13 protein-coding genes and 1 pseudogene are annotated in these 12984 nt (G+C 49.9%); 6 read left to right on the top strand and 8 right to left on the bottom strand.

The genetic code is table 11. The annotated features are described in order from the left end of the window. Positions 1-322 precede the first annotated feature (322 nt). From QLH52_RS24095 to QLH52_RS24075, 5 genes are all read left to right on the top strand, one after another. The gene (locus QLH52_RS24095; protein ID WP_319963240.1) at positions 323-1324 is read left to right on the top strand and encodes an NADP-dependent oxidoreductase; all 1002 of its coding nucleotides are present in this window, start codon (positions 323-325) and stop codon (positions 1322-1324) included. A gap of 54 nt (positions 1325-1378) precedes the next feature. Continuing rightward, positions 1379-2176 carry an SDR family NAD(P)-dependent oxidoreductase gene (locus QLH52_RS24090; protein ID WP_319963239.1) on the top strand — a complete coding sequence of 266 codons (798 nt, stop codon included), beginning with the start codon at positions 1379-1381 and terminating at the stop codon, positions 2174-2176. Between the two features lie 350 nt (positions 2177-2526). Beyond that, positions 2527-3087 (top strand): DUF4760 domain-containing protein, encoded by a 561-nt coding sequence (locus QLH52_RS24085; protein ID WP_319963238.1) that lies wholly within the window; start codon positions 2527-2529, stop codon positions 3085-3087. A gap of 139 nt (positions 3088-3226) precedes the next feature. Continuing rightward, on the top strand, positions 3227-3562 hold the full coding sequence (locus QLH52_RS24080) for a hypothetical protein (protein ID WP_319963237.1): 336 nt from the start codon (positions 3227-3229) through the stop codon (positions 3560-3562). A 9-nt stretch (positions 3563-3571) separates the two neighbouring features. Continuing rightward, a complete protein-coding gene (locus QLH52_RS24075) occupies positions 3572-4282 on the top strand; it encodes a hypothetical protein (RefSeq protein WP_319963236.1) in 711 nt (236 codons plus the stop codon). 217 nt (positions 4283-4499) lie between these two features. On the opposite strand, the gene QLH52_RS24070 is transcribed toward QLH52_RS24075, so the two are convergent. From QLH52_RS24070 to amoA, 4 genes are all read right to left on the bottom strand, one after another. Beyond that, on the bottom strand, positions 4500-5735 hold the full coding sequence (locus QLH52_RS24070) for an MFS transporter (protein WP_319963235.1): 1236 nt from the start codon (positions 5733-5735) through the stop codon (positions 4500-4502). Between the two features lie 453 nt (positions 5736-6188). Then, on the bottom strand, positions 6189-6962 hold the full coding sequence (gene amoC, locus QLH52_RS24065) for a bacterial ammonia monooxygenase, subunit AmoC (RefSeq protein ID WP_319963234.1): 774 nt from the start codon (positions 6960-6962) through the stop codon (positions 6189-6191). A gap of 16 nt (positions 6963-6978) precedes the next feature. Beyond that, positions 6979-8217: a bacterial ammonia monooxygenase, subunit AmoB gene (amoB, locus tag QLH52_RS24060; RefSeq protein ID WP_319963233.1), complete on the bottom strand. Its 1239-nt coding sequence runs from the start codon at positions 8215-8217 to the stop codon at positions 6979-6981. An 11-nt stretch (positions 8218-8228) separates the two neighbouring features. Next, positions 8229-8981 carry a bacterial ammonia monooxygenase, subunit AmoA gene (gene amoA / locus QLH52_RS24055; protein WP_319963232.1) on the bottom strand — a complete coding sequence of 251 codons (753 nt, stop codon included), beginning with the start codon at positions 8979-8981 and terminating at the stop codon, positions 8229-8231. 459 nt (positions 8982-9440) lie between these two features. Between amoA and QLH52_RS24050 the strand changes: the two genes are divergently transcribed. Further along, positions 9441-10376, top strand: a complete 936-nt coding sequence (locus QLH52_RS24050; protein ID WP_319963231.1) for a LysR family transcriptional regulator — start codon at positions 9441-9443, stop codon at positions 10374-10376. On the opposite strand, the gene QLH52_RS24045 is transcribed toward QLH52_RS24050, so the two are convergent. The 4 genes and pseudogenes from QLH52_RS24045 to QLH52_RS24030 all read right to left on the bottom strand — a co-directional run. Further along, positions 10373-11467, bottom strand: a complete 1095-nt coding sequence (locus QLH52_RS24045) for an L-dopachrome tautomerase-related protein (protein ID WP_319963230.1) — start codon at positions 11465-11467, stop codon at positions 10373-10375. The genes QLH52_RS24050 and QLH52_RS24045 overlap by 4 nt on opposite strands. 357 nt (positions 11468-11824) lie before the next feature. Next, positions 11825-12046 carry a hypothetical protein gene (locus QLH52_RS24040; RefSeq protein WP_033157545.1) on the bottom strand — a complete coding sequence of 74 codons (222 nt, stop codon included), beginning with the start codon at positions 12044-12046 and terminating at the stop codon, positions 11825-11827. A gap of 166 nt (positions 12047-12212) precedes the next feature. Beyond that, positions 12213-12374: a hypothetical protein gene (locus tag QLH52_RS24035; protein ID WP_165385901.1), complete on the bottom strand. Its 162-nt coding sequence runs from the start codon at positions 12372-12374 to the stop codon at positions 12213-12215. 394 nt (positions 12375-12768) lie between these two features. Then, positions 12769-12984: pseudogene (locus QLH52_RS24030) on the bottom strand (hypothetical protein); the annotation flags it as partial.

The following is a 12984-nucleotide window of genomic DNA, read 5'->3' as shown; positions in this document are numbered from 1 at the left end:
CGCTGCAGATTTCATTGAAAACATGCGGATCGTTTTCGACGAACATCTACCGCGCTGGAACTATCGGGCTATTCCTCAAACCAACTAATTTCAGGAAGTTATTTTTGGCGGAATCCTAAGCGCTTGAGCTTGCTACGCCGATTTGCGCCTGCTCGCGTATTGGACGCAGGGCTTCGTAAAGATCTGCGGCTAGACGCGATAAAAAAACCACAAATGTCATGAAGGCGTTTGTCGTCCAGCGTTATGGAAACAAAGTCGCATTTCAACACCGATTTAGTCTGAACTTAGCAACAAGGAATTTTTTGTGAATAGCACATTAACCATGAAAGCCCTCACCTTCAAACGCTATAGCAAGTCGCCGGAGATCGGTTTTTCCGACATTTCTCGCCCCACACTGAAGGCTGACGAACTGTTGGTAAAAGTCCACGCCGCGGGCCTGAACCCGATCGACAACATGATTCCAACCGGGATGTTCAAGCCAGTCCTGCATTTTCAGCTTCCGGCTACGCTGGGCAGCGATCTGGCGGGTGTGGTGACTGAAGTCGGCAGCCGCGTGACTCGCTTCAAGCCCGGCGATGCGGTCTTCGCCAGCATCTTCGATCTTGGTAAAGGGTCGCTTGCCGAATTCGCGGTGGTGCCGGAGAGCGCCGCCGCGCTGAAGCCGGCCAATCTGGATTTCGTGCAGGCTGCCTCGATGCCTATGGTCGGGCTTACCTCCTGGCAAGCCCTGAAGGAACGCGCCAATCTTCGGGCCGGACAGAAGGTGTTCATCCCGGCAGGCTCAGGCGGCATTGGCACCTTTTCGATCCAGTTGGCAAAGCACCTGGGCGCCACGGTGGCAACCACCACCAGCACCGGCAACGTTGAATTGGTGCGCAGCCTGGGAGCGGACGAAGTCGTCGACTACAAGCAGCAAGATTTCGAGAAAGTGCTGGGCGGCTACGACGTGGTGCTTGGCACGCTCAAGGGGGCTGAGCTGGAGAGAACCGTCGGCATCCTCAAGCCGGGAGGCAAGATCGTCTCTCTGATCGGGCCGCTGGATGCGGCGTTCGCGGATGCTAAACGCTTGAATTTCTTCCTCAGGTTCGTATTCGGGCTGATGAGCCGCAAGATCATGAGGCTTGCCAGAAAGCGCGAAGTCACTTACTCATTTCTCTTCGTGCGTCCCGAGGGCGATCAACTCGGCGAAATAGGCAAACTCCTCGAAGCCGAGCGTATCAAGCCCGTGATCGACAAGGTGTTTCCGTTCGAGAAAGCCAAAGATGCGCTGATCTACCTCGCCCAAGGGCGTTCGAAGGGGAAAGTCGTCCTCAAGATGCTGTGAACAGAAGACAGCTAAAGCACCACATTTTTCAAACACTTCCAAAGGTAAAAAACCATGACTTCATCTAAAAAAATCGCTGTTGTGACAGGTGCTTCTTCCGGCATAGGATCAGTTTACGCAGATCGTCTAGCTCAACGCGGATACGACCTGTTGCTGGTCGCCCGGCGCGGCGACCGCTTACAAAATCTCGCTGCCAAACTAGAGCAGACTTATGGCATCAAGGCCGAAACGCGGGTGGCCGATCTTGAGAAGGAAACAGACCTCGCGGGTCTTGAAGCCGTTCTCGCTGCCAATCCCGCTATCAGTCTATTGGTCAACAATGCCGGCATTGCCAGATTGAGTCCTGTGACTGAAGCGCCGGTGAAAGACTCCTTGTCGCAGATCGCGTTGAATATCACAGCGCTGACGCGATTGACGCATGCCGTGCTGCCAGCGTTCAAGGCACGCAACGAAGGTGTCATTATCAATATCGCCTCGGTATTGGCTGTGCATGCGTTTCCGGTGAGCTCGGTGTACAGCGGCACGAAAGCGTTCGTGCTCAATTTCAGTCGCGGTCTACAGCAAGAACTGGCAAATACTGGGATTAGGGTTCAAGTGGTGTTGCCTGCCGCCACAGCCACCGAACTTTGGGATACCGCCGGGATGCCACTGACCGCATTTCCGGAAGAAGCGGTGATGACTACCGAGCATCTTGTCGATGCCGCGCTGGCTGGTTTCGACCAAGGCGAGTTGGTCACCTGGCCCTCCCTGGCTGACGCCGGGCACTGGGACCGCTACGACGCTCACCGGTCCGATCTCTTCGCGGCGACGCAAACCGGCAAGTCTGCGCCACGCCTAGCTATTCCATCCTGATCATTTTCGATGTGGATAACATGAGCCATTTTTTGATGACTCCGCCAGCCGCTATAAATTGCATTTGGAAAAGCGTGGCGCTGGCTGGCGTTCTGATGATGGGCAATGTCTAAATTTATTTCAGAATGAAGCTCAATCGCGAAATTACATACAGTACAAACGTACTGGTACATAAGTGACGTAGCGCCCAGATCAAATTTAGTTTTTAATTCTGTTAAAGAAGTAGATGGGGCATAGGCTGTTTATATATACCATCCTTTAGCATGGGTAAAATGTATTTTTATCTGTTTGTTTAATTAGCTAATAAACACCAGAAAAACCTTTTCAATTCCGCAAAGGAGACTTCTAAAATGAATTGGGATAGAGTTATAAGTATAATAAACGCCCTGGGAATTTTCTTAACTGCTGGATCAATCTATTTAGCTTCAGAATCATTTCATAAAGATCACGAGCGAAGCAGAAAGCAAACTGCATATGAACTACTCAAAGAAGCCCACAATTACTTAAGAGCTGACAGAGAGACTTTACTGGCAGGCTTTAATGATTTTTATTCTTTAGATGCTCGTCACAATATTTCCAAAGAAGAAGCAAATCGCCTTTATAAATCCTGTTATGCCAATACAAATAGCTTTGACCAAAGCCTATGCGATAGGATGAAACTTGCAGCATATTATTTGAACCATTTAGAAGATATTGCAATTGGGTATGTGACTTATATAGCTGATAGAGATATGATAAATAAAAGCAACGTAACAAGAATAATTATATCTGATTACGATTACTTTAAAGAATTGATTGATGTTGCGAAGACTGACAACAGAGGATGGAACTATCTCCAAGATTGCGTAAATATAATAAAGCTATCTGATTCAGGCGCTTTACCTGTTGTAAAAAAAATTGACGAGTTATAGGTATATTGCCTAAGTCATAGAAATTAAATATCAGGAATATTTACCAGCGCAGTTACGGTGTGTTTATATTTCTTGTTTTTAGAGAATTAGGTGCTGATCGCGAAGCAAATAATGAATTAAATATATTATTAGGTTTTCTATGAAAAAATTATTTACTGTTATTTTTATATTTACGATTTTTCCGTCAATCTCATTAGCTTGGGATCCAATTGGTGATCTCACTCACCCAGATAGAATAGTAAGAAACGTACAAAGAGAAGTAAGTGGGGCTAATCGCAGTCCTCCTGAATCTGGGAGTATTGACCAGCCATCACAATTACCACCTGAACCTCAGGAGTCGGCATTTCCATCAAGACCACAAGTATATCGTGCAACATGTATAACAAATTCAGGTAGTTGCAATGTGACTGGAGATATTCCTCCTCGCTCAGGCATGGCATGTGCTTGTGATGGTATACGTGGATATATTCCATAAGTTAATTTTATGATTATTAGAAATGTACGATTAAGCTACGTATTTATTTGTTTTGCCTTTTTGGTAATTTTATTAAGCGTTTTCGTGGATGGTGAGGCAAAGCGTGAGGCAATGGTAGAGTGGCCACCCCACAGGCTAGATATGACACAATGTGTTAAATCGCTTCGTGATCTACTGGGCAAAAACTCTGTAAATGGAGATATAAACGAACTTTGGAATCAGATGGAAATTTGTAAGTTTCAATTGGAAACCCAAGGGCGACTAGATGACTTTCAAATTATAAGATCAAAATTTTATATACAGAACTATGATGACACTGTTGTCCTATGGATGGTAGTCTTCATTACCATATCGGGAATTATATTAGCAGGTTTACAGCTCCTAATATCTTACAGGCTAGCAGTTGCCGCAGGCACTGATTTGGGTGATATGGGTGGAGAGATTAGCCTAGAAAAGGGCAAGGTTTCTCTTAAATCATCTTTAAGTGGTATATTCATTCTTGCCATATCATTTGCATTTTTTTGGCTGTTTGTGATTGAAGTATACAAAATGGAAGTTTTTGATCCCGACAGGAAAATATCGAGCTCAACTGCTCCAGAATCCTCCTCAAACGATGGTAAAAATAAGTCAGACAAAGAAATTAAAAATAATAGTGCTAAGCAAAGTAACTTTGGTATTGAAACTAATGAGACAATCCAAATAAAGTCTACTAAGAAGTGATTTTTTGGTAAAAATTCGGAATTGGTGACGGTTTGACGGCCGGAATTGGTGGCCGACTACGCAATTTGGCCTGTTCCAGCCTCGCTGAATTCCAACCACGGTTTGCACAAACCTGGCCCGCCAGAACCAAGGAATAAATCAACCATGTATTGCACAAAACGGGTTGTTATCATTTTGGGCGGGAATGGGTCAAGCCAACCATAGAATGCACATAGCCTTAAAAACGAACAACTTGCGGTTCTTTTATAAAAACAACGATGCCGGTTGCGACAAAAGCGAACAGGCCAGACGCCACAAAAGCCAAGTGGTAGTCACCCATCAGACTATGCACGTACCCGGCACTGTAAGCGGCAATGGCCGCTCCGATTTGATGCACAAAGCAAATCCAGCCGAATACCACGCCGACGTTTTGTTTCCCGAACAAATCGGCGGTCAAGGCCGAGGTTGCGGGAATGGTCGACAACCAATTCATGCCGTAAATAATCGAGAACAGCATTAATTGTCCGGTGCTATCTATGCTGGGCAGAACGATCAGCGTCGCGCCTCTGACGAGGTAATAAAACGCCAGCGGCCAGCGCTTGCCGTACCGGTCGCATAACCAACCGGATAAGACGGTGCCGAACACATCGGCTGCGCCCATGACGCCTAAGGACATGGCCATGGTCATTTCGGTGAAGCCGTGTTCGATGCCGTGTGGAATCAAATGCGTCTGAAAAAGCCCGGAGGTGGTTAAACCGCAAATACCGAAACTCAAGGCCAACAACCAGAATTGCGGACTGCGCATGGCCGATCGCATGGGATTTTGATCAGGCTTAAGCACTGTTCGATGAACACCATGGTCGCCATAGGCCGACAAGCCTTTGGATTCGGGATCGTCTCTTAAAAATTTCAGCACCAACGGTAAAGCCACCAGGCCCAAGCCGACGGCGATAAACAATGTCGCCGCACGCCAGCCTTGATGCACATTGATCTGCATGAGGACCGGGGTGAATACTAACTGGCCGGAGGAGAAAGCAGCGCCCAATATGCCTAAGGCCAGCCCCCGGTGTTTATGAAACCAGCGATTGATCAACGCCGACCCCATAATCATCGAAGTGCCGCCCGAACCTGCGCCGATCAGTAATCCCCAAAGCAAATACAGTTGCCAGGATTCCTGCATAAAAACGCTGCCACCAGCGCCAGCCACCGACAAAATCAAGGTGATAACGCTGATCCGTTTAGCGCCGTAGACATCCATCAATCGACCTAGAAAGGGACCGGCAAGGCCAAATAACAGCAGGTTAAGTGAAATGGCGCCGCTAATGGTTTCCCGGTTCCAGGCAAACTCCTGTTCCAGAGACAGCATGATGATCCCTGGAACGGAGCGCAGTGCCGATGCCATAAACAAGCACAGAAACGTGACCGCGAGTATGACCCAGGCATAGTGAACTGAATCAGTGTGACTCTTTGGCATGGCGACATCGGACTTGGATTGAAACATGGTCGTGTGGGTTGATTAGTAAGGGATGGAAACGCTTCGCGAGACCACTTTAAAAGTCGGGTCTCGGCCCGACAGCCGAGTTTCTTTCTTTTGCTCGGCCAAAAGAAAGAAACCAAAGAAAAGGCCGCCCCGCATACCGCCTTAATCCTGCGCTTCTCGCCTTTGTCGAGGGTTTTTCGAAAGGGCATCCCAGCCCTTGCGAAAAACGCGCGGCATCCATGCCGCGCCCCTGCGGGCAATTTCTCGTCAAAGGCTGCGATGCTCGGGGCGGTATGAGGGGATAAAAAACCAGCCTTCGGCTTTTTTCGCTTCGCGGTTTTTTGATTTTCCACATCAGCTTGAACCGCACCCATTGTCATCAACCTACCTTTTACGGCAACCATAGTTATGATGGACTTTTCATGCCAGCATTATCCCTAAGCAGATTTATTCAGCATCCTCGATTTTGTCCATTAGCTCGATCAGCCGAGTCACGCCTTGCAGCAAGATGCCACCGACGCCCAAGGCGAACCACACGCCTATAACAAAGCCCCAATGAATCGGCGCGGCGAAGAATTCCTCTCTAAACCAGAAGGTATGCCCCCATTCGTTGAAGCCGACGCTGACCAGAATCATGAAGGGGCCGAACACCGCCAAGGTCAAGGGCAAGGAAATGCCTTTGGCGTACAAGGGCAAGCGGGTTCTGGCGTACAGCCAGGCGCAGCCACCCAGGATCACGTACAGCGGGAAGTTGAAGTAAAACTCGATGATATGGTTAGCAGTAAACGGCGTATCGCGAATCGCCACTTGATGCCAGGAGTTGTCCTGCTCGGCGAAATAACTGCCGGCCCAGTACACCGCAAAAGTGTAAATGCTGATCCACATCGTCAAGGTGAAATAGCGGCGTATCTCTTCCTTGGGTGCCAGTTGATCCAGATTCCGGTCGCGCGTGGTCCATAAGTAACCCCAAAAACCGCTGGCAACGGCGGCGATCACCCCCAGTTCGATATAAAACAGCCGCATCCAGTATTGTTCGAATGCCGGTTCCGAGGAATCCAAACCGTGCGCTATGGCAAAAGCGCCCTGATACAGGCGTAAACTGATGTACATAACGGTTAAAAAGCCAAAGCCTTTTAAATATTTGGGTAAGTCGGTCAAATACCAAGGCAATGATTTGGGTTTTTCGCTGCTTAAGCTCACGTGTTCTGTCGTGGTAGCCATGATGTGTGCTCCTGAATTAATTAAATTTGGGAATGACGGCGGCGGAAATGCTGGAGATATAGCGTTTTCCCATCACGTCGTCGTAAAGAAACAGCAAGCCACCCAGCCGGCTGTCCGCATCTTTGATCAGCCCATCCAGCTTTTCCGATTCCCAGGCCGCATCGCGCACTTCTACGGTGACGGTGCGTTGTTCGCCGGGGGCGATAGGGGTGTTGTCACTCAGACTCAGACCGTTATTACTGACGTCATCCTTGCCCGGTTTGCTGTTGACACTCGCTAAGTCAGCGTTCATGAAATGCACGTTGGAACTGGAAAATTGGCCTATCCTGACCGCGCCTTGGCTACGATTGTCGATACTAAACTGCAACAGCATGGCACGTTGCGCCACGTTGTATTCCGCTTTTAGGGTGTCAACATTGACCATGCCGGCATTGACTTGAGCCGGTAAAGGCAAAATCCGATCCAAGCCCGCTTGTAATGGGATGGCGTCCGGGTAACTGTTGGCGGTGACGGCATTCAGCGCCAACACCAATACTGGCACGCCGACTAACACCGCCTTGGCGATGGTTTTGTCCTGAGCGGTGATCAGTTCATGTTCCAAACCGGCATCCAGCATGCGGTAGCGGCTGATGAACAAGGGACGGCGCACCCACCACAACAGCCAGGCAGCCGCCAACGCGCCCCAGAACAGGTGCCAGAACACGCCATTGGCAAAACCAAAGCTTTCCATGTCGATCATTTCACCGTTGATGGTTTGAATGGTATTGCTAAAGTCGGCGGGATCACCGCCAATGTCCAGCCACACACCCGGCCCCATCACCTGACCGGCGTCTTTTAAATTAAAAAACGGATGGATGTGATAATGGCCAGGCAAACGGCCTTTCATGACCACCTTGAACTCGTAGTCGCCGCCCGGCTCCAGAGACACCGAATTCGTCCAAGGTTTACCGTTCAGGTAGCGCTCGGTGCGGATCAGCACGGGGCCCGGCGTGGAGATATTCAAGAAGCTGGCTTCCGGTTTGGGGACGCTGATGGGCCAGTCTTCGGCGACATGAAACTTGCCGCTGACGCTGACTTCATCGTTGACGTTGAATTTTTGCGTGGACCATTGCACGTCATACCACTGAATGGTGCGCATCCTGATGAACGGCTCCAGGGCTTTTTCGCCATGGGCCTGCGCGATGGGTACGGCAAATATCGACAATACGTTGATGCAAAGCACTGCCAACAGCCAAGGTTTAAAAAATGATTTCATGGCTGTTCTCCTTAGATTTTTTTCAGATAACGGGTATCAGCGAACAATTTGCCGATTTTCCACCAGAGCGGATACATCAATGAACATAACAGCGCCGAACAAAATGCCGACAATGGCGTCGCGTACTGACCATAGGTGCGTAAGGTGCCGCGTTCGATGATGCGCAGGTATTCCGGCATGCCGGTGCGGATGTATTGGAAACCGAACACGTCGGCCACCGAAAGCTGGCTGTTGTGGTAATCGACCGCTTGGTGGAACATACCGAAAATTGGCCAGTTGGTGGGGTAGAACAACAAGGCAAACGCGCCACCGCCAAAAATCGAGGTGATGGTCAAGCTGTTGGTGAGCATCAATAAGGTATCCAACACCAAGGCACCCGGCACCATGGTCGCCGGCAGCACCATGTTGATGGGGAAGAAGTTCCAGTAGTGATAGGCAAACACGCGGGTGACCCAGGTGCCGAGCAACAAGGCCGCGACGCAGAGCGTGGCGCCCAAAGGTAGCCGGAACTTATCCCATAACACAGCTTGAACAGCCGCTGGAAAGGTGATGCCGATCAATGGCGTCACCAAAGGCCACCATTGCCGATCTTTCCAATCGACCCAGAAGTCCCAGTCGCCGACGGTCAGGGCAAAATGTAGATGGAACGAGCCGATGAATAAAAATAGGGCCAGTACCAGAATCAGATAATCGTAAGCTCTGGCTAGCCGGGCTTTTTCGCCCCGATAAGGTTTGAATGTTGAAATTGGAATTTGTGCAGACATGGTAAGAATCCCCCGTAATGCGTTTTAGTGAATGGCTGTTGCCATTGAGTATTTGGGCGCGCCGCCAACCGAAAAGCTACCCTTGGGGGGAGTTAAACCTTGTAGGCTTGGACGACGCGCTCGGGGTATAAGGTAGGGAGAAACGGCCTGGCTGTGAAATGGTGAAATTTCATCCGCCATCATCAAGACTGTTCATACCGGCCAGCAGCGATATTGTTTAGTATGCAGCCAGTTTTTTGGACGCTGCCATTAAGTTAAGAAAAAAGCCCCCTCTCCTGATGGACGATGGCATGGATGCCAGAGGTAGAGCAAAGCAGGAGCATTTGCCGAGAGGGTTGGGGTGAGGAGAATAAAAAGCAAAAGCCCTATTTGACCCCCTCATCCTAACCTTCTCCCGGAAGGAGAAGGGACTGTTCCACCTTAACTTAGTGGCAGTGATTTACTTTGGGGAAATTCCACATGGCCAACCTACGCACTTTCGACTTAAACCTGTTACTGGCATTCGATGTTTTGATGCGCGAGCGCAATGTCACCCGCGCGGCGGAATGCATGTTCGTCACGCAGTCGGCGATGAGCCATACGTTGCATCGCTTACGCCAGCAATTGAACGATCCGGTCTTGGTTAAATCGCCCACCGGCATGCAGCCGACCGCACTGGCGCTGGCCTTGGTGGAGCCGGTACGCAGTCTATTACAGGAAATGGAACGCTTGCTCGAGGCTCCTCAGGCCTTCGATCCGGCTTCCAGTCAGCGCCGTTTCACCATCGCCGCGACCGATTACATGGAGTTTTTGATCTTGCCCGAGTTGTCGCAATTGATTGAGCAGTCGGCGCCAGGCGTGGACATTCATGTCAAACGCACGGAATCTGCTTTTCCGTTGGCGCAGCTAGAAAACGGTAGTCTGGATGTGGTGTTGGGCTTTGCCTCGGTACTGAATCCGCCCGCGCATTTGCACTGCGAACATTTATTCATGGATCGCATGGCTTGCGTGGTCAGGCAGGATCATCCCAGCATCCAAGCCGCGCCGTCGCTGGAGGACTATTTGGCGGCGACGCACATGCTGATCTCTCGAACCGGCGATAAATTGGGGGTGATAGACGAAAAACTGACCGAGTTGGGCTTGGAGCGGCGTATCAATTTCATCGTGCCGCATTTTCTATCGGCACCCTTGATCGTGGCTCAGACCCATATGATTTTGTCTTTGCCTTATCGCTTGGCCATCGCCTTTCAGAAACTGGTGCCGCTGCAAGTATTACCGGTGCCGGTGAGTTTGCCGGACTACGATTTAGCGATGATTTGGCATCCGCTATGGGAAAAAGACCCGGCCCATGGCTGGTTGCGCGAGCAAATCAGCAGCATAGGCCGGACAATAAGCGCATCCCAAATCAATCTTTAACGTCCTGGCAGGCCCGCGGCCAAGGCTTTGACCTTCAACAGGAAGTAAGGCGGTTTGGATTGATTGTCGCCGCCGTTCAGTGTGGCTGAGCGATGCAAGCGATTCACTACCGCATAGAGTTGGCCGTTGGCACCGAAACTAAATGAGTCCACCCATGACAGCCGCGGACATTGCGCCAATTGCCGGTATTGGCGGTTAGGCGCGATCACGCCAATCGCATTATTCGCCAAATCCCCCAGATAAATATTGTTGTTTTCATCAATGCTGATGCCGTCCGAAATCGGTTTGTCGCTGTAGCGTTCCACCTGTTTTGCGAGTGCTTCAGGCGTTAACGACTCGTTGACCAAATCCGCCGCTTTAATCCGGTAAAGACTGAGGCCGTGCATTGGTCCGAAATAAACCCATTCGTTGGCTAAATCCTCGGTAATCGGATTCACGCCAATATGCGGTTTGACGAGTTCGCCCGCCGGGGTTTTCACCTGAATCGGCACATTATCGATGACCAAATCGACGTTTTCCGGCACCACGCTTTTATGGCCTTCCAAGACCCGCCGGGCCGCGCCGGTCGACAAGTTGACCACGATCAAGCCGGCATTGGCGCCACCGGCCGGGTCACTGATGAAGGCATGATTGTGGTGGGTATCCAACGCAAAGTCGTTAACGAACGCATCTTTCGGCGCAATCGGGGCCGGCAGGTAAATCAGCCGTTGGAGTTTGTTGGTTTTGGTATTCCAGCCGACCAGCTTGGGCGTCACGCCGCTGCGCATGCCGTTGTCCAGCATCCAGACGATACCGTTGCTATCGGAGCGGATACCCAGCACCGAGTCGAGTTTGTTCGGCGCCGTCGAATCGGCCGCAGATAGTTCCTTATTCGGAAACGGTAGCAAGGTTTGATCCTTGTATTCCACCACGGTGTATTGCGGTTGATAAAACTGATGTTGGCTCATGATGATCCGGCCGTTGGCTGTCGCCGTGACGTTGCCGGGTCCGGTATCGAGGTTGGCGAATACATCAAAATGAGAGTTGCCATCCGCCAAAGCCTCAAAGGCTGCAAACACCATGGCGGTGCAAAATAGGATTCCACGGTTCATTATCATCTCCAGTAAGTTGTTGGGTTAGGCAACACCATACTGGATCGTTAGAGCCCTGTTAAATGACATCCATTCATCACGAACCATTCAGTACATTGATGATGATTGGCGTAATCAATTTTGGAAGCGCAGCGATAGCGAAGTGAAGGTTTTTATACCCAGATAGCCGCAGCGCCAAGTTGCGGGAAAATCTAAGCTCAACCCCTGGTTAGAGCGGAAAAATGTGACACGGGTGCCGTTCGGGCTGAGCCCATCTAAGCCCAGGCTGGCGCCCCCTTCGATAGACTCAAGGCGAATGGTATTTAGGGGGCGAGTTAATAATAACTCCCAGAAAAACGCCGTATTTGAATTTATCCATTACATTTCAACATCCAATACATTCAAAACATCCGGCCTTTGTTGCACGAACACTTCTGGTCGCTGAAGTATTCGATGCCAATTGCGACGAGTCATTTGTTCAATCCAGTCCAACACATCATCAAACTCGTCATCGCTCCATGATTCGATAATCGCCAGGGTGACGGGAGGCGCATATAAAAATTCGAGCGCACTTTTCATATTTGCGTAACGTAAATTCATGGTATTTCTCCTATGGCTTTATGCTTGGCAGTGAATGACTGTAAGGATCTTTAATATGTCTAAGATTTGGGTTTGTTTATAAAAATACCCATAAGGTTCCGCCGTGATTAGCAATGCCGGCATTTAAGTCTGCGCCACAAGTGCCAATAGCGGTCAGCCTACACTCTTAAACCCGCGCAGGTGTTGCTTGATTCAAGTTACTGGCCAATGATGCGGAACCAAATAAGAGTGTGGATAGGATAAATTGACCGGAGACGAAGCTGAGCACGCCGGTGACAAAAAACAAGCCAATCATCACGTCTCTATAAATGTTTTTTGAAATATTCATGGGGTCCACCTTGACTATGTTTAGTCGCTTTGTAAGTACGACTTCACTATATACCTGCCAAAAATATTTACAATCAGGCATTTAATGCATGATTTGTTTCCTTAATGGCAACAAATTGCCCGGAACTTTTGCAATCTGTAGCGCAATATAGCTACCGTCATTCAAATTCGCGGAATTGTGTGAGTGGTGGTTTAGCAGCTTGTTTGACGTGGGATTTTTGACCTTAGCGTGGCTGGGTTTGCGTTCCCAATTAGCTCAAAACTGCCCTCTTATTAGGTTATCAACGGATAAGAATAATTTTTCTGCGCGGCGGTGCCGCGGGCGGGATTTGAGATTTCGGGGATGATGCCAATGCGGTTGGTGTTATTAGGTGTCGCTAGCGCGACGGCTGGTTTTAATGTCGGGTCTCGGCCCGACTGCCGAGTAACTTTTCTTTGTTTGGCCAAAGAAAAGTCACCAAAAGAAAGGCCACCCGGATGCCGCTTATTCCCTGCGCTCCTCGCTTTTGAACGGGGTTGCCGAAAGGGGCTTCCTGCCCCTTCGGCAACGCGATGCATCCCTGCATCGCCCCTAACGGGCTGATCCGTTCAAAAGCTCCGGTGCTCGGCGC

The sequence above is a fragment of the Methylomonas defluvii genome (assembly GCF_033949435.1).
Taxonomy (GTDB): Bacteria; Pseudomonadota; Gammaproteobacteria; order Methylococcales; family Methylomonadaceae; genus Methylomonas; species Methylomonas defluvii.
The sequence above is the reverse complement of the archived record's forward strand: the minus strand, read 5'-3'. Positions and strand labels throughout refer to the sequence as shown.

Coding starts and splice junctions, on each gene's coding strand:
- QLH52_RS24095 (WP_319963240.1), top strand. CDS start 323: ATGAAAGCCCTCACCTTCAAACGCTATAGCAAGTCGCCGGAGATCGGT.
- QLH52_RS24090 (WP_319963239.1), top strand. CDS start 1,379: ATGACTTCATCTAAAAAAATCGCTGTTGTGACAGGTGCTTCTTCCGGC.
- QLH52_RS24085 (WP_319963238.1), top strand. CDS start 2,527: ATGAATTGGGATAGAGTTATAAGTATAATAAACGCCCTGGGAATTTTC.
- QLH52_RS24080 (WP_319963237.1), top strand. CDS start 3,227: ATGAAAAAATTATTTACTGTTATTTTTATATTTACGATTTTTCCGTCA.
- QLH52_RS24075 (WP_319963236.1), top strand. CDS start 3,572: ATGATTATTAGAAATGTACGATTAAGCTACGTATTTATTTGTTTTGCC.
- QLH52_RS24070 (WP_319963235.1), bottom strand. CDS start 5,735: ATGCCAAAGAGTCACACTGATTCAGTTCACTATGCCTGGGTCATACTC.
- amoC (WP_319963234.1), bottom strand. CDS start 6,962: ATGGCTACCACGACAGAACACGTGAGCTTAAGCAGCGAAAAACCCAAA.
- amoB (WP_319963233.1), bottom strand. CDS start 8,217: ATGAAATCATTTTTTAAACCTTGGCTGTTGGCAGTGCTTTGCATCAAC.
- amoA (WP_319963232.1), bottom strand. CDS start 8,981: ATGTCTGCACAAATTCCAATTTCAACATTCAAACCTTATCGGGGCGAA.
- QLH52_RS24050 (WP_319963231.1), top strand. CDS start 9,441: ATGGCCAACCTACGCACTTTCGACTTAAACCTGTTACTGGCATTCGAT.
- QLH52_RS24045 (WP_319963230.1), bottom strand. CDS start 11,467: ATGAACCGTGGAATCCTATTTTGCACCGCCATGGTGTTTGCAGCCTTT.
- QLH52_RS24040 (WP_033157545.1), bottom strand. CDS start 12,046: ATGAATTTACGTTACGCAAATATGAAAAGTGCGCTCGAATTTTTATAT.
- QLH52_RS24035 (WP_165385901.1), bottom strand. CDS start 12,374: ATGAATATTTCAAAAAACATTTATAGAGACGTGATGATTGGCTTGTTT.